At 71.0% G+C, this 18,281-nt stretch carries 18 protein-coding genes; 4 read left to right on the forward strand and 14 right to left on the reverse strand.

The features are described from left to right. From AY578_RS14985 to AY578_RS15000, 4 genes are all read right to left on the reverse strand, one after another. Entirely contained in the window at positions 1-837 is an 837-nt protein-coding gene (locus tag AY578_RS14985; protein WP_019523993.1) for a carbohydrate ABC transporter permease, read from the reverse strand. After that, positions 834-1,865 (reverse strand): carbohydrate ABC transporter permease, encoded by a 1,032-nt coding sequence (locus AY578_RS14990; protein WP_019523994.1) that lies wholly within the window; start codon positions 1,863-1,865, stop codon positions 834-836. The genes AY578_RS14985 and AY578_RS14990 overlap by 4 nt, the downstream gene beginning before the upstream one ends. Next, positions 1,862-3,157 (reverse strand): ABC transporter substrate-binding protein, encoded by a 1,296-nt coding sequence (locus AY578_RS14995; protein ID WP_026243700.1) that lies wholly within the window; start codon positions 3,155-3,157, stop codon positions 1,862-1,864. The genes AY578_RS14990 and AY578_RS14995 overlap by 4 nt, the downstream gene beginning before the upstream one ends. Positions 3,158-3,240: 83 nt before the next feature. Further along, entirely contained in the window at positions 3,241-4,467 is a 1,227-nt protein-coding gene (locus AY578_RS15000; RefSeq protein WP_019523997.1) for an aminotransferase class V-fold PLP-dependent enzyme, read from the reverse strand. Between the two features lie 234 nt (positions 4,468-4,701). Between AY578_RS15000 and AY578_RS15005 the strand changes: the two genes are divergently transcribed. Continuing rightward, a complete protein-coding gene (locus AY578_RS15005; RefSeq protein WP_258902641.1) occupies positions 4,702-5,397 on the forward strand; it encodes a FadR/GntR family transcriptional regulator in 696 nt (231 codons plus the stop codon). A gap of 16 nt (positions 5,398-5,413) precedes the next feature. Here the strand turns inward: AY578_RS15005 and AY578_RS15010 are convergent, their stop codons facing one another. The 5 genes from AY578_RS15010 to AY578_RS15030 all read right to left on the reverse strand — a co-directional run bounded on the left by AY578_RS15010 (position 5,414) and on the right by AY578_RS15030 (position 12,286). Continuing rightward, positions 5,414-7,453 (reverse strand): HelD family protein, encoded by a 2,040-nt coding sequence (locus AY578_RS15010; protein WP_215048796.1) that lies wholly within the window; start codon positions 7,451-7,453, stop codon positions 5,414-5,416. Positions 7,454-7,501: 48 nt separating this feature from the next. Next, complete coding sequence (locus AY578_RS15015; RefSeq protein ID WP_258902642.1) at positions 7,502-8,104, reverse strand: TetR/AcrR family transcriptional regulator; 603 nt, start codon at positions 8,102-8,104, stop codon at positions 7,502-7,504. A gap of 36 nt (positions 8,105-8,140) precedes the next feature. Then, on the reverse strand, positions 8,141-10,231 hold the full coding sequence (locus tag AY578_RS15020) for an aminoglycoside phosphotransferase family protein (protein ID WP_258902643.1): 2,091 nt from the start codon (positions 10,229-10,231) through the stop codon (positions 8,141-8,143). Positions 10,232-10,637: 406 nt separating this feature from the next. Then, complete coding sequence (locus AY578_RS15025) at positions 10,638-11,372, reverse strand: HAD family hydrolase (protein ID WP_019524002.1); 735 nt, start codon at positions 11,370-11,372, stop codon at positions 10,638-10,640. A 29-nt stretch (positions 11,373-11,401) separates the two neighbouring features. Then, positions 11,402-12,286, reverse strand: a complete 885-nt coding sequence (locus tag AY578_RS15030; RefSeq protein WP_078504546.1) for a GntR family transcriptional regulator — start codon at positions 12,284-12,286, stop codon at positions 11,402-11,404. A 173-nt stretch (positions 12,287-12,459) separates the two neighbouring features. On the opposite strand from AY578_RS15030, the gene AY578_RS15035 reads away from it, so the two are divergent. Further along, the gene (locus AY578_RS15035) at positions 12,460-12,648 is read left to right on the forward strand and encodes a hypothetical protein (RefSeq protein ID WP_006133950.1); all 189 of its coding nucleotides are present in this window, start codon (positions 12,460-12,462) and stop codon (positions 12,646-12,648) included. A gap of 61 nt (positions 12,649-12,709) precedes the next feature. On the opposite strand, the gene AY578_RS15040 is transcribed toward AY578_RS15035, so the two are convergent. Next, entirely contained in the window at positions 12,710-13,624 is a 915-nt protein-coding gene (locus AY578_RS15040) for a winged helix-turn-helix domain-containing protein (protein ID WP_161108331.1), read from the reverse strand. A gap of 176 nt (positions 13,625-13,800) precedes the next feature. On the opposite strand from AY578_RS15040, the gene AY578_RS15045 reads away from it, so the two are divergent. After that, positions 13,801-13,986 (forward strand): hypothetical protein, encoded by a 186-nt coding sequence (locus tag AY578_RS15045; RefSeq protein WP_019524005.1) that lies wholly within the window; start codon positions 13,801-13,803, stop codon positions 13,984-13,986. 193 nt (positions 13,987-14,179) lie between these two features. Here AY578_RS15045 and AY578_RS15050 read toward each other — a convergent pair whose 3' ends face one another. After that, on the reverse strand, positions 14,180-15,436 hold the full coding sequence (locus tag AY578_RS15050) for a GNAT family N-acetyltransferase (protein WP_019524006.1): 1,257 nt from the start codon (positions 15,434-15,436) through the stop codon (positions 14,180-14,182). Positions 15,437-15,508: 72 nt separating this feature from the next. Continuing rightward, positions 15,509-16,180: an RsiG family protein gene (locus tag AY578_RS15055; protein WP_106432478.1), complete on the reverse strand. Its 672-nt coding sequence runs from the start codon at positions 16,178-16,180 to the stop codon at positions 15,509-15,511. Positions 16,181-16,357: 177 nt separating this feature from the next. Here AY578_RS15055 and dtd point away from each other — a divergent pair, with 177 nt between their 5' ends. Next, positions 16,358-16,783 carry a D-aminoacyl-tRNA deacylase gene (gene dtd, locus AY578_RS15060; RefSeq protein WP_026243702.1) on the forward strand — a complete coding sequence of 142 codons (426 nt, stop codon included), beginning with the start codon at positions 16,358-16,360 and terminating at the stop codon, positions 16,781-16,783. A 50-nt stretch (positions 16,784-16,833) separates the two neighbouring features. Here the strand turns inward: dtd and ygfZ are convergent, their stop codons facing one another. Both ygfZ and AY578_RS15070 read right to left on the reverse strand, forming a co-directional pair. Next, a complete protein-coding gene (gene ygfZ, locus AY578_RS15065; RefSeq protein WP_019524009.1) occupies positions 16,834-17,799 on the reverse strand; it encodes a CAF17-like 4Fe-4S cluster assembly/insertion protein YgfZ in 966 nt (321 codons plus the stop codon). Between the two features lie 9 nt (positions 17,800-17,808). Continuing rightward, positions 17,809-18,246, reverse strand: coding sequence for a Fur family transcriptional regulator (locus AY578_RS15070; protein ID WP_019524010.1), 438 nt, complete (start codon positions 18,244-18,246; stop codon positions 17,809-17,811). Positions 18,247-18,281: the final 35 nt, after the last annotated feature.

Below are 18,281 nucleotides of genomic sequence, written 5' to 3' on the forward strand. Positions count from 1 at the left end.
TCAGCCCTTCACCGCCCCCGCCGTCAGCCCCTGCACGATGTGCCGGCTGGCGAAGGCGAACAGCACCATCGTCGGCAGGATCGTCAGCACCGCCGCCGCGGACATCGACCCCCAGTCGATGTTGAAACTGGAGATGAAGCCGTTGAGCGCGGTCGGCACGGTCTTGTTCTCGTCGCTGTTCATCAGCGTCACCGAAAGGAACAGCTCGTTCCAGCAGTTGACGAAATTGAAGATGAACGCGGCGACGATCCCCGGCCGCATGACCGGCAGCAGCACCTTGATCAGCGCCCCGAGCCGGGACAGGCCGTCGATCATCGCGGCCTCCTCCAGCGCGTCCGGGACGTTCTCGAAGAAGCCGCGCAGCATCACCGTGCAGAAGGGGATGCACACGGCGATGTAGACCAGCATCAGGCCGAGCCGGTTGTCGACCAGCTGAAGGTCGGTCATCAGCAGGTACAGCGGGCCCAGCGCGATGAACGACGGGATCATCTGCGTGACGAGGAACGCCATCAGCAGCGCCGACTTGCTGCGGAACTCGAACCGGGCGAGGACGTACGCCGAGAGCGTGGAGATGGCGGTGGCCACCGCGCCCGCGACGGCCGACACGACCAGGCTGTTCACCAGGTACGTGCCGAAGTCCGCCTTGCCGAACAGGCCTTGGTAGTTCTCCAGGGAGAAGTTCTCGGGCCAGTAGGAGATCGGGAAGGAGAAGATGTCACCGGGGTCCTTCAGGGACGTGACGGTGATCCAGTACAGCGGGAAGAGGGAGAAGACGAGCCAGAGGCCCAGGAAGGTGAACTTCGCGGCCCGGCCGGCCGTGGTTTCCTTGCCGATCACGCTCGCACCCCTCGCTTTCCGCCCCGGCCGGCGCCCCGGCGGCCGCCGCCCCGCTCCCGCGTCGCCGTCAGGAAGAACATCGCGAACACCAGCAGCACCGCCACAACCAGCAGGCCGAGCGCGGACGCCTTGCCGTAGTCGCCCTGCTGCGTGATCTTGATCATCCAGGTGGTCACGATGTGCGTCTCGTCGTTCGGCCCGCCCCCGGTCATGCCGAAGATCAGGTCGGGGAAGTTGAAGATCCAGATGACCCGCAGCAGCACCGTGAGCACCAGCGTCACGCGGATGTACGGGATGGTGATGCGGAACAGCGTCCGCGCCTTGCCCGCGCCGTCCAGCGCCGCCGCCTCGTACAGCTCGTCCGGGATCGACTGGAGCGCGGCCAGGATCATGATCGCGAAGAAGGTGACCCCGTACCAGACGTTGGCGACCAGCACGGCGATCATCGCGGTGTCGGGGTCGGCGAGCCAGGCGACCGGCTCGTCGATCAGGCCGGCCTTCTGGAGCAGGTCGTTGACGACGCCGAACTCGCTGTTGAACATCCAGCGGAACAGGATGCCGATCAGGAACCCGGAGATCGCCCACGGGAAGAAGATCAGCGCCTGGTAGAGCCCGCGCAGGCGGAACCTGCGCCTCAGCCACAGCGCCAGCGCGAACCCGATCACCAGCTGCGGCACGATCGAACCGACCACCCACAGCGCGGTGTTGCCCAGCACCGTGCCCCACGCGGGGTCGGTGAAGACCTCCCGGAAGTTCTTGAACCCCACCCACGAGGTGTCCGTGAGGTCGGTGAGGTTCCAGTTCCGGAACGCCATCTGGCTGCCGGCGATCATCGGGTAGTACGTGAACAGCGCGACGAAGACCGCCGCCGGCGCCATGAACGCGGCGACGACCAGTCCCCGCCGGGTGGTGAACTCCCTGCGCCTGCGGCCCCCGCCGGTCCCGCCGCGGGGCGGGGCGCCCTCCTTGCGTACGGAGGGCGCCGCGGTCACGCCGGACGTCGGCGTGGACGTACCGGACATGGTCACTTCTTCCACTTCTCGGTCCAGTAGGCGTCCCAGCCGGCCAGCAGCTCCTTCGGGGCGAGCTTGCCGAGGATCATCTTCTGCACGTCCGTGTCGGCGCGCTGCTGCCACTCCGTCCACCACGCGACGCCGCGCGGCTGGGTGACGACGAGGTACGTGTCCGGGTTCTCCGTCATGGTGACGTAGCTGGCCCACGGGCCGGAGCGGTAGAAGTCGTCCTCGGCCGCCGCCTTGAGGATCGGCACCAGGCTGTTGCCCTTGGTGAACCGCGTCGACGCCTCACCCTCGGAGAGGAACTGCACCAGCTTCACGGCCTCGGCCTTGTGCTTGCTGCCCTCCGCGACACCCCATCCGGCGGTCGCCAGCGGCTGCACGGTCTTACCGCTCGGCCCGGCCATCAGCGGCGCGGTGCTCCACTGGTTCGCGTCGAGGGACTTCGACTCGGAGACGGTGGCGATGACCTCGGGGTCCTGGAGCAGGAACGCGGTCGAGCCGTTGGAGAAGCCCTCCACCATCTCCGGGTAACCCCAGGCCACGGACGACTTCGGCGACGCCTGCTTGAACAGCTTCAGGTACATCTCCATCGCGTCCAGCGCCTCGGGCGCCGAGAAGATGGTCTTGCCGTCCTTCAGGAGGTACCCGTTGGCCGGGTCGATCCGGTCGGCGACGTACGCCTCGATGGCGGCGGTGGCGTTGCTGTGCGCGTTGGCGCCGCCGCGGAAGGCGTAGCCGTACCGGCGCGACGACGGGTCGTGGATCTTCGACGCCTGCTCCAGCAGCTCCTCCCAGGTGGCCGGCGGCTTGTCGAAGCCGGCCTCCTTGATCAGGTCGGTGCGGTGGAAGAGGCTCAGCCCGTAGAAGCCGTACGGCACGAAGTAGGTGCGGCCCTTGTCGTCCTCGGAGGCGGCGACAGCGTTGTCCGTGAGCGCGTCCCAGCCCTTCCAGCCGGCCAGGTCCTTCTTCATGTCGTACAGCCAGCCGTTGTTCGACCAGGGGCCGACGGTGATGTCGCGGACCTCCAGGACGTCGACGCCGCTGCCCGACTGCAGCATCTGCTGGAGCTTCTGGTCGGCCTGCTCGGTGGGCGGCGAGACCAGGTTGACCTTGACCTTCGGATTCTTCTCCTCGAAGTCGGCTATGAGCTCCTCGAGGAGGTCGGTGCGGGCGGGGTTGGTCAGGCTCTCCACCATGTTGAGGGTGACCGTTCCGCTCTCACCGGGGCTCATCGTGGAGCAACCGGTCAGGACCATCGCGGCGGCGGTGCCGAGCGCGAGAGCTGCCGTCCTTCTTCTCATCGTGCTGACCTCTTCCTTGCGGTGAACGGGGCGACGGGGGGCGCGGGTGCGGGTGGCGAGGAGGTACAGGGGATGGGGGGGGATCAGGGGCGGGAGGCGCGGGCCCACTCGCCGAGCACGGGCACACACCGCTCGGCGAAGTACTCGTAGTCCTCGGCGGTGTTGTAGAGATGCGCGGACAGCCGTACGTAGCCGATCCCGCCGAAGGCGGTGAACGCGGCCTCGACGCCCAGCTCGGCGGCGGCCCGGTCGCGCAGGGCGTCCGCGGCCTCCCGGCAGTCGGCGAGACCGTCCGGCAGCCGCACCAGCCGCATGCCGGGAACCGGCATCCCCACGTCCACGCGGGCGTCCTCGCCGGTCAGCGCGGTGACGGCGGCGGCCACGACCCGCTCGCCGTACCCGGCCAGCTCGTCCATGTAGCGGCGGGCCGCGTCCCAGCCCCAGGTGCTGTCGACGAAGTCCAGCGCGGTCCGCGCGGCCAGGTAGTTGGTGGCGTCGAGCGTGCCCTGCTGGTCGAAGCGGTCCGGGTACGGGTCGGGGGCGCCCCAGGAGTCGATCAGGGGGTGGAGGTCGTCACGGAGCGGGCCGCGGGCGACCAGGGCGGCGGTGCCACGCGGGGCGCAGGCCCACTTGTGGAGGTTGCCGGCCCAGAAGTCGCAGGTGAGGCCCTTGAGCGGCGAGGCGAGCAGGGCGGGTGCGTGAGCGCCGTCGACGAGGAACGGCACCCCGCGGCGGGCCGCCTCCGCGCCGATCCGCTCCACGGGGAACCGGCGGGCGGTCGCGGAGGTGATCTGGTCGACGACCAGCAGGGCGGTGGCGTCGCCGACCTCCGCCATGACCGCCTCGTACGCCTGCTCCTCGTCCGCGTCCAGCGGCACACGGGCGGTGCGGACGCGGCCGCCCCAGCGGCGGGCGAGGCGTTCGGCGCCCATGGTGACGGCGCCGTAGCCGTGGTCGGTGACGACGATCTCGCCGCCGTTCCGTGCGGGGAGGTTGGCGTAGACGACGCTGACGCCGGCGCTGGCGTTGGGCACCAGGGCGAGGTCGCCCGCGTCCACGCCGAGGAACGCGGCGAGGCCGGTCCGGGCCGCCGCGATCCGCTCCGGCAGCTCGGGGAACCACACGACCGGCGCCCGCTCCATCTCCGCCCGCAGCGCGTTCTGCCGCTCCTGGGCGACCAGCGGGACGGCGCCGAAGGAGCCGTGGTTGAGGTGGCGCAGGGCGGGGTCCAGCGACCACGCGTCCGCCGCGGGCCGGCCGTCGGCCAGCAGCAGGGGGCGGGGCGCGGTGCTGACGTCGGTCTCGCTCACATGACTCCCATCCGCGAGGGACATCGAGGGACGTCGGACCATCGGGAGAACCGAAGGCCAAGACGTATGATGACTCGGGATGTTGGCATGGGGTTTTCGGCCATGACAAGCCCTGTGAGCCAGAAGAAATCAGATGACTCGAGAATGTTTCACCGAAGACATCTGATCTCTCGCCCCGCTACAGTTCACTCGGGCGGGGGCGCGGAGTGCGCGGCCCGTCAGGGGAGGCAACGGATGTCGGCAGTCGACAAGGCGTTCCACGGCCTGCGCCACATGATCGCCACGGGGCGGCTCGGCGCCGGGGAGCGGATTCCGCCCGAGGCGGACCTCTGCGAGGAACTCGGCGTCTCCCGCGGCTCGTTGCGCGAGGCGGTACGGATGCTGGCGGCGCTGGGCGTGATCGAACCGCGCCACGGCTCGGGCACGTACGTCTCGCAGCTGCGCCCCGAGGACCTGATCGGCAGCCTCTCCCTGACCCTGCAACTCCTGCCCCTGCCGGGCCTGCTGGAGGTCTACGAGATCCGCCGCGTCCTGGAGGCGCACGTGGCGGCGCAGGCGGCGGCCCGCGCGACCCCGGAGACCATCGAGACGCTGTTCTCGCTCATCGAGGCGATGGAGGCCACGCAGGACCCGACCAAGGCGTCCGACCTGGACCACCGCTTCCATGCGGAGATCGCCCGCGCGGCCGGCAACCCCACCCTGGCCTCCCTCCTGACGGTCTTCCGCTCCCGCTCCCGCAAGTACCAGGTCTTCACCCTCCCCGAGGGCCCCGACCTCCGCCGCAAGAGCGACGCCGACCACCGCGTCCTCGCCACGGCCATCGCCGCCCACGATCCGGGAGCGGCGGCGGGCGCGGCGGAGGCCCATGTGGCACAGACGGAACGGTGGCTGCGGGCGTTGGAGCCGCCGGTGGAGGACGAGGGGGCATGAGCGGCCGGTCGCCGCGTCAGAACGGCAACGGCCGCGCCCGTACCACCTCCAGGCGGGACACCGCCCGGGTCAGCACCACGTAGAGCCGGTGCAGTCCGCGCTCCTCCGCCTCGGCGATCGCGGCCGGCTCCACCGCCACCACGTGGTCGTACTCCAGACCCTTGACGACGCTCGCGGGCACCACGCTGACACGCGCCGCCGGGCACTCCGGCCCCGCGGCCTCGACGCCCGCCTCCGCCAACGCCCGCAGCAGCGCGGGCACATCGGCATCCGCCGCCACGACGCCCACGGACCCCTCCCGCTCCAGGGCGTCCTCTACGGCGGCGACGACCGCGCCCGGCACTTCGGCGGGGTCGTCCACGACCCGGCTGCGCACCTCGCCGTCCGGGCGCAGGGAGCGGGCCGCCGGCACATCGACGTCCAGTCGCCCCAGCAGCCGGTTGGCCAGCTCCACCACCGCCTGCGGTACCCGGAAACCGGTGGTCAGCGGCACGACGGCCGCCTCGGGACGGCCCAGGTGACGCAGCGTTCCGGCCCAGGAGCGGGATGCCCAGGGTGTCGTCCCCTGCGCCAGGTCGCCCAGCACCGTGAGCGACCCGAAGGCGGCCCTGCGGGCGATGGCCCTGCACTCCATCGGGGACAGGTCCTGCGCCTCGTCGATCACGACGTGCCCATACCCCTCGGGGTGCTCGATCAGCCCGGCCACCTCGTCGAGCAGCAGCAGATCGGCGGACGACCAGACCGCCGACCGCCATGACCGCGGCGGGCACGCCCACAGCAGACCCTTCTGCTCCTCCGCGTCCATGATCCCGTCGGCCGCCCGCGCCAACCGGTCGGCGTCGGACAGCAATTCCGCCACCACCTGCTCCGGCCGCACGAGCGGCCAGACGGCGTCCACGTACGCCGACACCGGCCGCGCCCGCTCGATCCGGCGCACCCAGGCGGCGCCCCGCGGACCGCTGCGCCGCTCGGCCTGGTCCTGGACGGCCCGCACGATCCGGGCCCGCACCCGCTCCCGCCCCACGGCGTACGGCGGTTTCTCGTGCAGCACGCCGGTGACGATCCGGGCGAGTGCGTCCCCGTCGACCCGCCACCGGCAGGAGCCGTCCGGGACGGCGAGGGAGTCCGCGTGATCGGTGTGCACCCGCGCGTACAACGCCCGGCGCAGGACCTCTGCTGTGCGGGCGTCGTGCTTGAGGAGGGCGGTCCGCTCGTCGTCCTCACCGGTCACCGGGTGCCGGGCGATCTCCTCGGCGAGGGTCGACTGCCGTACGCCGGTCTCGCCGAGGGAGGGCAGCACCTCGGCGATGTAGGTGAGGAAGGTCCGGTTCGGGCCGAGGACGAGGAGGCCGCCGCGGCGCATCCGCTGCGGATGGGTGTAGAGCAGATAGGCCGCCCGGTGCAGGCCGACGGCGGTCTTGCCGGTGCCGGGAGCGCCCTGCACGCACACGGTGAGGTCCAGGCCGCCGCGGACGAGGTCGTCCTGCTCGGGCTGGATGGTGGCGGCGATGTCCCGCATCGGCCCGACACGCGGCCGCTCGATCTCCCGGGCGACGATTCCGCTGACCCGGTCCTCGCCCCGCTCCAGGTGCTCGTCCTCCAGGCCGGTGAGGTCACGGGAGTCGCCCTTGCTGCCGGGCGCCCAGCCGAACCGGCGGCGCACGGCCACACCGTGCGGGTCACGGGCGGACGCCTGGTAGAAGGTGCGGGACACCGGTGCCCGCCAGTCGACCACCAGGGGCGGGGCGGCCGGGTGTTCGGTGATCCGCAGGCGTCCGACGTGGTAGCTCTGCCCGGCGTGGCCGGGTTCGTCCCGGCCGAAGTCCAGCCGCCCGAAGAACAGCGGGCCTGGCGGCAGTTCACGCAGTTCCTTGGCCCGGCTGCGCAGCCGGTACCCGAGGACCTCGGCGTCGGCGCCGGACGCGGAGACGTCCTCACCGGAAAGCACCTGCTCGTCGGCGCCTCCGGTCATGGCGGCGAGGGCTGCACGGCAGCGGTCGTGATGGGCGCGTTCCTGGGGGAGGGCGTGCTGGGGCACGGGGGCGTCGGACGTCATTCCCCCGAGCGTAGCAAGAAACGTTACTCAGTAATCTTTTTTACTTAGTCACGCAACCGGGAGGCTGTGCTCCAGCACCCCGAACGCCCGCTCCGCCGCGGCCACCGCGTCCTCCCGTACGGCGTCGAGGCGCTCCCCCGCCGCGATCCGCCGCCAGTTCTCCTGCGCGAGGATCCGCCGTACGGCGATGATCTGTCCGGCGGCCAGCCGGGCGTCGAGCCCGCCGCCGAGCGCCTCGGCCAGCGCCTCCTCGGAGCGCTCGAGATGGCTGTGCAGCCGGGCGACCAGGGACGGCGTGCCGTAGAGCAGGGCGTGGAAGGAGAGCACCTCGGGGTCGTCGTTGAGCCCCGTCACCGGGTCCCGGCGCTCCAGCCCCTCCAGGAAGTGACGCTTCAGCGCCTCGATGGGTGTCGGCCCCTCCCGCACGACCCGGGCGGGCTCCTCCTCGTGGTCCGCGATCCGGTACAGGACGAGGTCCTCCTTGGCGGGGAAGTACCGGAAGAGCGTCGGCTTGGAGATCTCGGCCGCGGCGGCCACCTCCGCGACGGACACCGCCTCGAACCCGCGCTCCTGGAACATCCGGATCGCAAGGTCCGACACGGTCCGGTACATCCGCCGCTTCTTGCGCTCCCGCAGCCCGATCTCGCTCATGCGGCGAGCCTACGCACTGCCCGGGGCGCGACGGCCTCAGCCCAGCGCGCGGGCCAGGTACGGGTTGGCCGTGGCCCGGACCGGCAGGCCGAGGGCGCCTGTGGCGACCGCCAGGGTCACCGCGTACGAGGCGACCGCCCGGCGGACGTTGGGGGCGTCGAGGCTCGCACCGGTGACGATGCGGTCGAGGTCGATGTACGCGGAGCGGACGACCTCCAGGCGCCGGTACACCTGCCAGTCCTTCTGCCAGTCGCGTGTGTACTCCGGCGGGAGCTTGCGTGCCCAGCGGCGGAACATGCGGTCCCGGATCTCCGGGCGGGTCGGGGTGAGGTGCATGTGCCGGACCAGGTCGTAGAGGGGATCGCCGATGAGGGCCATCTCCCAGTCGATGATGCTCAGCCCGCCGTCCCGGCGCACCAGGTTCCACGGGTTGAGGTCGCCGTGGAGGAGGGAGGGCTTCCGGTGGCTCACCTCCTGTCGGGACAGGATGTGGGCGAGGCGTTCGGCGTCCGGCAGTCCCAGCTGCCGGGCGAGTTGCTGCGTCTTTCTGGGGAGCTCGGCGACGAGGCGCACCAATTGGGCCGTGAGCCACCGGTGGAAGCCCGGCTCGCCGGCCGTCGGGTCGATCTGCTTGTAGTCCACCCGGGTCAGGGCGCAGAGCTGGTCCACCAATCCGTCCGCCTCGTGGGGCAGAAGGCCGTGCACGGGGTGGTTCGGGGGGCGGTCGACGTCCTCCGGTCCCATGTAGGTGTGGATCGCGAAGTGATCGTTCGCGTACGTCTCGCCCAGTGCCAGCGCCCTGGGCGCGTTCACGGCGACCTTCGCCTCCTCGATGCTGCGCAGCACGGCGTGCTCGCTGAGGAAGTGCGGCTCCAGCCGGGTGACGTCGGGCAGCCTGCGCCGGACGACCACCGGGTAACAGGCCCCGGGAACCCGAACCACGGTGTTGAGGTGGGCCGTTCCCTTGAAGACGCGGCTGGCCGGGGCCGCGCCCTCGACCGACAGGGCATCGAGGACGTCCCTCTCACCGAAGTCGTCCGGCAGCGTGAGGCGCCGGTCCGGCAACCACCCGACGACCTGAGCGCCGCGCACCTCGCGTGACGCCAGCCAGCGGAACAGGGCGCGCTCGATCTCCTTCGGCCCGGGGAGGCTCCGCAGTCCGAGCGGCCGCGCGGCCGCGTGCAGCGCCCGCTCCACCTCTGCCGTCGCCTCGTCCAGGTTCTTCTGCGAGTACGCCTGCTCGAGGGACTGCGCCGCCCGCATCACGTCCGGGAACACGGACTGCGCGCGCTCGAAGTCGAGGTAGTGCTGGAGGTCCTTGCCCAGCCCGTTCACGGCCGCCGGGCGGACGCGGCGCATGGCCTCTTCCCACGCGCCGATCACCTCGGGCCACTGGTGATCCGGGTACCGCATGCGCACCAGGTGGGTCGCCAGGTCGTGGAGGGGGTCGCCGTACGTCGCCAGTTCCCAGTCGACACAGATGAGAGGAAGCGATTCGCCGTAGGAGACGATCACGTTGTCCCGGTGCAGGTCGGCGTGGAGCAGGCTGTACGGCCGTCGCGCCATGGCGGGGGTTCGCTCGGCCAGCCGGACCAGGGCGTCCTCCGGGATGCCGAGCGCCGCGAACAGTCCGCCGAAGGCAGTCCAATTGGGCCGGCGGATCTGCTCGTCCGCGAGATGCGCGAGGGTGCGCAGGAACGCCTGGCTGTCGGTGTCGTTGCTCGGCCAGTGGAGAGGCAGGGGTGGCAGGGAGCTGCGTCTGACCCGGGTCATCTGGGCGAGCAGTCCGGCCAGTGCCCGCACGAGCAGGGTGTCCACGGGCTTTCCGTTGGCGCAGATGCTGGAGAGCGGAACGCCTTCCACATAGCTGTGGACGGCGAAGTCCTCGCCCTTCGCGAGACACTGCGGTACATGCGGCAGCGCGTCCTTGACCGCCCCGAGGATCTCGTCCTCGTTGTCCCAGGTTCGGATCACCACCGGCAGCGCCCCGGCCCGGCGGATGCGCACCGTCACCGACGTCCCCGGCTCACGGCCCAGTAACCGCGCCTCGGGCTCGTCCGGTGCCAGCACGTAGTTCTGATTATGGTGACCGCTGGCGGCCGTACCGCACAGCGTGGCGCGTGCCACGAAATCGCGGAGCCGGTCGTCCGGCGAAGTGGGCACCCCGAGGGCCGGTCGGGGAAGAGGTGGTGCGCCCACTGGCCGCTCCGTGACGTACGAGGGAGACACAAATGACGGTAGGCATGCGGCCTCCGTTTCCGCACGCGGAAGTCAACCGCATGGCGTCTGGCGCCGGACAGCGGGGTGTCACCCAAGTGCCCGAGTCACGGAAGCCCGTCCCAGTCGCTGATGTGCTCCCTGGTACGAACGGGGTAAGAGCTTTGCTCAATCGGTGGCCGGATCGTACAGCACCACGGTCACCGGGCGAGGTGATTCCACGCCTGGGCCTGCTCCGCCTCGTGGGCGTAGGCGTACGCGCCCGTCGTGAAGGGCTCGCCGTCGGGGCGGCCGTTCTGCTCACCGCTCTGATGATTCAGGCCTGACCCACCTCACCGGCTTTCCACACCGCCTTCAGCAAGGGTTCGAGCGACCCCACGATCCGCTCCGCCCCCGCCTCCCGCAGCACCTTGTGCTTCCGTTCGTTCCGCGCGTACCCCAGGAACGGCACCCCCGCCGCCCGCGCCGCGAGGAAGTCGGACGGGGTGTCCCCGATCATCAACGCCGTCGACGGCGCCGCGCCCATCGCGTTCAACGCCCGCTGGACGCAGTGCGGATGCGGCTTCAGGTGGCGGAGTTCCTGGGTGCGGCCGTAGATGTGCGGGGCGAAGCACGGCAGGACGCCGCGGGACGTCAGGTACTCCTTCACCACCCGCGGCGAGTTGTTCGTGGTGATGGCCAGGCGGGCGCCCACCGCCGTCCAGGTGCGGACCAGGGGGTCTGCGTACGGCGTCGGTCTCGCGGAGGCCGCGGCCTTCAGCTCCTCCTGGGTGAGACGTTCCTCGAGTTCCGCCACGAGGTCGCTGCCGGGGTGCCGGCGGTCCACCGCGCGCAGAACGAAGTGCGGGTCCAGGGACTCGCGCTCGGAGTCTTCGAGCAGTCCGTGCAGCCCCTGCCCTTCCAGCCAGTCCACCAGGTCCCTGGCCACCCGCTCGGCGGAGTGGCCCGCGAACAGCCGGCAGACCGGGCCGTCGAAGTCCCACAGCACGACTCGGGCGCCTTCGATCAGGTTCCGCAGGTCGTTCGGTTCCGTCTCGGTCTCGGTTGTCACCGATTCAGTCTGCTGCGTCTCAGAAGTCACTAGGAGAGTGTCAGGTCCGTCGTGATGGTTTCCCAGAGGGCGTCGAACCACTTCTGGGATTCCTCCACGAACGCCCGGTCCCGCTGCCCCGCCCGCTTGGCGAAGGAGAAGAGGAGGGAGGCGGAGCCGAGGGCGTCGTACATCTCCAGGGTCTGGCTCTCCCACTCCTCCTCGCGCCGGGTCAGCATGTAGTAACCGATCAGCGCCTCCTCGCCGTTGAGCAGGTACAGCTTCACCGGCGGGGTGAAGGGCAGCGCCCGGAAGGACACGTGCACGTCGATGCCGTGCGTGGCGCGCAGCGCCTGGAGGTTGTGCTGGAGCACGCGGGCCTGGGAGTTGCGCTGGGCCAGCCACCGCTCGTGCACCGGGTCCTCGTCGCCGGCGTCGCGGCCGTCGACCGGCACCGGGAAGGCCAGGTTGATCCGCCGCGACGGCAGCATGATGCGCACGTCGATCGCCTCGGGGCGGATACGGCCCTCGTGGATGTGCCGGACCGGCTCGCCGACCGCCAGCATGAAGCTCTCCGCGGTGAGGCACACGGCGTCGACCCGCACGCGGGGTGTGGAGAAGGCCTCCGTCAGCCGGGGCGCCAGCCCCACCATCGTCGGCTGGGGCTCCTCCCGCGCCGGTGCGGGCGCGGCGATCCTGGGCGGGCTGCCCTTGCTGACGTTGCTGAGGAGCCCGTCGTCCTGGAGGGCGCGCAGGGCCTGGCGGACGGTGCCGCGCTCCACGCCGAACTCCTCGGCCAGCTCGGCCTGTGTGGGCAGCCGGTCGCCCGCCTTCAGTTCACCCCCGCGGATGCGTTCCCGCAGGATGTCGGCGATCTCCTGGGCCGAGAGCCTGCTGCTGCCGTTCACTGACACGTTCTCCTGGGCCACGACCAAACGCTACAACTTTGATCCATCTAAAGGCAGTTGTTTGAAAGTTGTTTATGAGTAGGAGCCAAGTGGGGACAACTTAACTGAAGTTGGTTGCCAACTTGCCACAGTTGGCGGAAGTTAGCGTTCCGCTCGCGCCGCCGCCCCGTACCACCGTTTCCGCCCGAAGGGGGTACACCATGCCCGTCATCGCCCTGATCTCCGCCGTCGTCGTCGTCACCGTCGAGCAGCTCGTCCAGTGGAGGTACGGCGCGGCCGGCCTCCTCGGCCTGCTGCTGGTCACCGTGGGCATCCACGCGAACCGGCCGGGCGTCAGCTCCGCCGGAGCGGTGCTGCTGGCACTGCTCGTGGCCCGCCCGGCCCTGTGACCGGCCCGCCCCGGCCGCCACGGGACCGTGGCCGGCCCCGACCCGACCTCTGTGGGAGACGTCAGTCCGTGAGCTCCAGCTCCGAACTGATCGTCTCCCACAGTGCGTTGAACCACAGGTGGGACTGTTCCACGAAGGTCGTGTCGCGCAGCCCGTCGCCCTGTTCGAAGGCGAACAGCATCGACCGTACGCCCTGCGCGTCGTACGTCGGCAGGGTCTCCTGGCCGATCAGCGCCTCGCTGCGGGTCACCGTGTAATAGGCGAACAGCGCCTCGGTGTTGTTGAGCAGATACAGCTTCACCGGTGGTGTGAACGGCAGGGCCCGGAAGCTCACGTGCACGTCGATCCCGTGTGTCGCGCGCAGCGCCAGCAGGTTGTGGCGGAGCACCTGCCCCTGGGCGTTGCGCTGGGCCAGCCAGCGCTCGTGCACCGGGTCGTCGTCGCCCTGGCGCCCGCCCACCGGCACCGGGAAGGCCAGATCGATGTTCCGGCTGGGCAACAGCACCCGGACGTCGACCTTGGCCGGTTTCAGCCGCCCCGCGTAGATCTGCCGCAGCGGCTCCCCGATGGCGAGGGTGAGCGAGACGGCGGTGAGGCAGACGGCGTCGATCTCCACGTGCTCCGCCTCGAAGGCGGAGGCTATCCGCGGTGCGAGCGCCACCGTGGTGGGCTGTGGCGGGGCCGCGGGGCCCGCCGGGGCGCGGTCGGCACGATCGGCGACCGTCGCGGGCGCCCCTTTGGAGATGTTCGTCAGCAGATGTTCCGACTGCAGGATGCGCAACGCGCCCCGCACGGCCTGCCGCTCGACGCCGAACTCGGCGGCCAGCTGCGCCTGCGTGGGCATGCGCTGGCCCGGCCGCAGCACTCCGGACCGGATCCGGGCGCGCAGCTCGTCGGCCACCTCGCGATGCGTCCGCTGTGGCCGCTGTGGCTTCTTCCGTCCATTGACGGTGGCGTGTTCCGGCTCCACGGCCAAACACTACAACTTCTCGCCATCTTACGGCAGTTCAACGAAGGGTGGTTATAGGCCTCTTCCAAGTGGAGATAACTAAGAACAAGTTGGTCACCAACTCGCCCAACCTGGCAGACCCATACAGGGGTTGGCTCACCAGGACGGCGGTGGGGGAGGCCACCGGACAAAGGGGGACCGCCATGCCGATCGTCGCCGTCGTCGTCGCCGCACTGGCCATCGGGTTCGAGCAGCTCGTCCAGTGGAAGTACGGCCCGATGGGGATCATCGCCTTCGTCGCCCTCACGGTGGGCATCAAGGCGCGCAGCACCATGCTCGGCGGCATCGGCGCGGTCATCCTCGTGATGCTGTTCGCCCAGTCCGGCTGACGGCACTCCGCACGGACCGCCGGCCGGGCTCCCTTCCGGAGGGGAGCCGGGAGCCCGTCGGCGGGCAGCACCACCACAACCACAACTGAACAGCTCGCTACGGATGCACGAGCACGCCCACCCGTCCCCGCCAGAAGGAGGAAGCGGCACCAGGAGCGCGGCCACGCGAACCGCGCTCACCCGGCGACAGCACTCAGAAGATGTCCGGGCACCACGGTCGCCTGGACGTACGCAGCAGGGCGTCGGCCTGACGGGCGGCGCCCGCTCGTTCTTCCCGAACCCGGCCCAGTGCCGCGAGCCGCACCGCCGACTCGTCGCCGAGCCACAGCGTGGCCAGGTCGGCCACGTCGAGGGAGAGGTCCGGGTTCTCGGTCGTCGGCGCGCAGGTCCCGGCGCCGTCCGCCGACGCCTCCAGCCGGTACCGCCCTCCGGCCAGCCCACCCGCGTCGGCCACCTCCAGCACCAGCGCCCCCGTCCCCTCGTACGTCCGCGCCTCCAGGGCCCGTACGACGTCGAGGATGCGCACCCACAGCCAGTCGGCGTGGGTGGTGACGGCGGCGGCGCGCGGATCGGGGAGGAGGTGCGGCAGCAGGTCGTCCGGGGCGCGGTACCCGCTCTTCACCTTGACCACCCAGTCGATCGAGCACAGGTACCGCCACAGGGCCCGCTCGGCGGCCGGGGTCGTCCCGATCAGCCACTTCACCTTGGCCGTGTTCAGCGGCTGCTTGGCATCACCCCACGTGTCGTCCGTGGTGTAGGCGGCCATGCCCTCGATCTCACCGGCCGCCGAGCGGTAGGTCACGTAGAACGGCTCGTGGAACTGCGAAAAGATGCGCACGGAGCCGGTGGTGAGCTGCCACCACAGCTCGTCGCGGCTCACCACGCCCGGCTGGGACCGGCGCAGCCGCCCGTGCAGTTCGGGGCCGAGCTTGCGGACGTCCTCGGCGTCCACCAGGTCGATGCGGCCGCCGTCGTCCGGGCCCGCCCAGCGCGGGTCGAGCCCGGTGCGCGGCACGTCGATCGTCCACTGGGTGGTCCAGGTGGCCGGGCCGAAGCCGTACCGCCCGTAGATCGGGTACTCGGCGGCGATCAGCGTGGCGACGACGTCCCCGCGCTCCTTGGCCGCCGCCAGGTCCTGCGCCATCATCCGGGTCAGCAGGCCGCGCCTGCGGTGGGTCGGGGAGACGGTGACGTTGGTGACCGCGTCGGCCGGCACGGCCGCCCCGCCGACCGCGGTGAGCTCCTGCGCGAAGGAACGGAAGGTGGCGACGCACCGCCCGTCGTCGAAGGCGCCCACCGTGCGTCCGGGTGTGAACTGCGCCCGGCGCGCCTCCAGGAACTCCTCGCTGATGGTCGGTTCCCTCAGGAATCCGACGTTCATCGCCCGGCTCCAGTCGGGGAACTCGGACTCGTCGATGGGGCGTACGTCGATGTCGGCACGGGAGGTCATGGGCTCACGGTAGGTCGGCCCCCGGGCGGGTGTCGACGCGGTTTTCCCTGACCTCCCTCCCGGCCCCGGATCTCACATCAGCAGGTCGTCGACCTGCGCCTCCCCCTCCCGGTAGCGCCGGGTGATCTCCGCCCCGCACGCGTCGGCGGTGCGCTGCAGCCGCTGCCTGCGGCGCGACACCTGCTGCTCGTACCCCACCAGCCGGCCCATGGCGGTGTGCAGCTCGCCGTCCGTGCGCGCGCCGAGGTCGGAGAGCTCCACCTCGGCGAGCATCTCGGAGGCCAGCCGCCGGTACTCCTCGCTCCGCGGTGTGCCCAGCGTCAGATGGCGGGCGGAGGAGCGGTGACGCGCGGGGGTGTCCCGCAGGATCTCCGGCAGCCGCTCCACGACGGGGGTCTCCCCCGGCGCGACGGCCGCGGGCACCCCTCCCGGCAGGCCACGCCGGGCCAGCTCCGCGCGCAGGATGTCGATCCGCCCTTGCAGCAGCCTCCGTACGTAACTGAGGTCGGCCTCGTCGCGCTGTGCGTCCCGCCGCTTCGTGCGCAGCTCGGCCAGGCTCAGCCCGGTCAGTTCGTCCTCCGCCCCGTCCCCGGGCAGCGCGGGGCTGTCCGTGCGCTGTGTGGGCGGCCGGCGGAACTCCCGTTCCCCGCCGCCCCCTTGGGGCAACCCCGGGGTCAGCCCCTGGGTCGGCCCTTGGGTCAACGCGACAGCCGCGAACGACTGCCCGATCCCCGATGTGCTCATGTGCCTCAACCGTCCCCTCGACCGGCATGTGCCAGCATCGTGCCACCCCTGGCGGCCGCAATGTGAGCGAGTGGCCCCGATCCGCCCCAGATGGGCGCTAAGGAGTAAAAATAGCCCGACCGGGGTGGATCGCGGGCCGCCGTCGGTCGTCTGTTCGCGGACCGGCATCATGGGCGTATGCGTGCAGTGGTGCAGAGGGTGGACGGCGCGAGCGTCGTGGTGGACGGCGAGACCGTGGGGGAGATCGAGGGCGAGGGCCTGTGCGTCCTGGTCGGCGTGACCCACGAGGACACCAAGGAGAAGGCGGCGCAGCTCGCCCGCAAGCTGTGGTCGATCCGGATGCTGAAGGACGAGAAGTCGTGCAGCGACGTCGGCGCGCCGCTCCTGGTGATCAGCCAGTTCACCCTCTACGGGGACGCCCGCAAGGGCCGCCGCCCCACCTGGAACGCGGCCGCCCCCGGCGATCTCGCCGAGCCGCTGGTCGACGAGGTGGTGGCGCAGCTGCGCGCGCTGGGCGCGACGGTGGCGACGGGCCGGTTCGGCGCGCAGATGCGGGTGTCGCTGACGAACGACGGCCCGTTCACCGTGCTGCTGGAGATGTGAGCCGCTCGGAGAGGTGAGCCGCACCGCACGTACGGCTCACGGCTCACGGCTCACGGCTCGACGACGGTCTCCTGCGCGGCGGCCGTGTCCCCGGCGAGCAGCCGGGCGTCCACCGGGACGTTCCGCTTCACCAGGGCGAGGGCGACCGGGCCCAGCTCGTGGTGGCGTACGGAGGTCGTGATGAAGCCGATCTTCCGGCCGTCGGGGCCGTCGTCCGCGAGGCGCAGCTCGGTGCCCGGCACCGGCAGGTGCACCTCGCTGCCGTCCAGGTGCAGGAAGACCAGCCGGCGCGGCGGCTTGCCCAGGTTCTGCACGCGGGCGACCGTCTCCTGGCCGCGGTAGCAGCCCTTCTGCAGGTGCACGGCGGAGCCGATCCAGCCCAGCTCGTGCGGGATGGTGCGGTGGTCGGTCTCGAAGCCGAGGCGCGGCCGGTGCTGCTCGACGCGCAGCGCCTCGTAGGCGAGGAGACCGGCGGCGGGGCCCGCCTCGGTCGCGAACTCCTCCAGGTCGCCGCGGGGCAGGAAGAGGTCCCTGCCGTACGGCGTCTCGCGCACCGCCACGCCCTCGGGCACCTCGGTGATGGACCCGGCGGGCAGGTGCACCACCGCGATGTCCTCGGTGCGGTCGGCGACCTCGACCCGGTAGAAGAACTTCATCGACTCCAGGTACGCGACCAGCGCCTCCTGGGTGCCGGGCTCGACGTGCGCCCAGGTCGTCTCGCCGTCGTCGACCAGGTAGAGCGCGTGCTCGATGTGGCCGTTGGCGGACAGGATCAGCGCCTCGGTGGCCTGGTGCGGCGGCAGCTCCTGGACATGCTGGGTGAGCAGCAGGTGGAGCCAGCCGAGCCGCTCGGGGCCGGAGACGGTGACGACCCCGCGGTGGGACAGGTCGACGAAGCCGGTGCCGTCGGCGAGGGCGCGCTGCTCACGGAACAGGTCGCCGTAGTGGGCGGCCACGCCTTCGTCCACGCCCTCGGCGGGGACGGCGCCGGGCAGGGTCAGCAGGGGGCTTTTCATACGCCTAGCCTACGACTCGGTAGTTGAAGTCTTCAGGGAACAGTCCTGGCACCGGCCGAAGATCGCGAAGTGCTTCATGTCGGTGTCGAAGCCGAAGGTGTCCCTCAGCTTCTCCGTGAACTCGGCGGCCACCTCCACGTCCGCCTCGATCACCTTGGTGCAGTCGCGGCAGACCAGGTGGAGGTGGTGGTGGCGGTCGGCGAGGTGGTAGGTCGGCGCGCCGTGCCCGAGATGGGCGTGGCTGACCAGGCCCAGCTCCTCGAGGAGCTCGAGGGTGCGGTAGACGGTGGAGATGTTGACCCCCGACGCCGTCTTCCTCACTTCCACGAGGATGTCGTCGGGGGTCGCGTGCTCCAGGGTGTCGACGGCTTCGAGCACGAGCTGGCGCTGGGGCGTCAGCCGGTAGCCGCGCTGCCTGAGGTCGCTCTTCCAGTCGGTGCTCACCACACCACGAGTCTAGGGCCTGGCGTGTGGATCACCCT

Source organism: Streptomyces thermocarboxydus (genome assembly GCF_024760485.1).
Classification (GTDB): domain Bacteria; phylum Actinomycetota; class Actinomycetes; order Streptomycetales; family Streptomycetaceae; genus Streptomyces; species Streptomyces cellulosae.

What these genes read in the sequence shown, in the direction of transcription:
- AY578_RS15050 (WP_019524006.1), bottom strand. Translation starts at nt 15,436, where the DNA reads ATGACCTCCCGTGCCGACATCGACGTACGCCCCATCGACGAGTCCGAG.
- AY578_RS14995 (WP_026243700.1), bottom strand. Translation starts at nt 3,157, where the DNA reads ATGAGAAGAAGGACGGCAGCTCTCGCGCTCGGCACCGCCGCCGCGATG.
- AY578_RS15010 (WP_215048796.1), bottom strand. Translation starts at nt 7,453, where the DNA reads ATGACGTCCGACGCCCCCGTGCCCCAGCACGCCCTCCCCCAGGAACGC.
- dtd (WP_026243702.1), top strand. Translation starts at nt 16,358, where the DNA reads ATGCGTGCAGTGGTGCAGAGGGTGGACGGCGCGAGCGTCGTGGTGGAC.
- AY578_RS15045 (WP_019524005.1), top strand. Translation starts at nt 13,801, where the DNA reads ATGCCGATCGTCGCCGTCGTCGTCGCCGCACTGGCCATCGGGTTCGAG.
- AY578_RS15035 (WP_006133950.1), top strand. Translation starts at nt 12,460, where the DNA reads ATGCCCGTCATCGCCCTGATCTCCGCCGTCGTCGTCGTCACCGTCGAG.
- AY578_RS15005 (WP_258902641.1), top strand. Translation starts at nt 4,702, where the DNA reads ATGTCGGCAGTCGACAAGGCGTTCCACGGCCTGCGCCACATGATCGCC.
- ygfZ (WP_019524009.1), bottom strand. Translation starts at nt 17,799, where the DNA reads ATGAAAAGCCCCCTGCTGACCCTGCCCGGCGCCGTCCCCGCCGAGGGC.
- AY578_RS15015 (WP_258902642.1), bottom strand. Translation starts at nt 8,104, where the DNA reads ATGAGCGAGATCGGGCTGCGGGAGCGCAAGAAGCGGCGGATGTACCGG.
- AY578_RS15055 (WP_106432478.1), bottom strand. Translation starts at nt 16,180, where the DNA reads ATGAGCACATCGGGGATCGGGCAGTCGTTCGCGGCTGTCGCGTTGACC.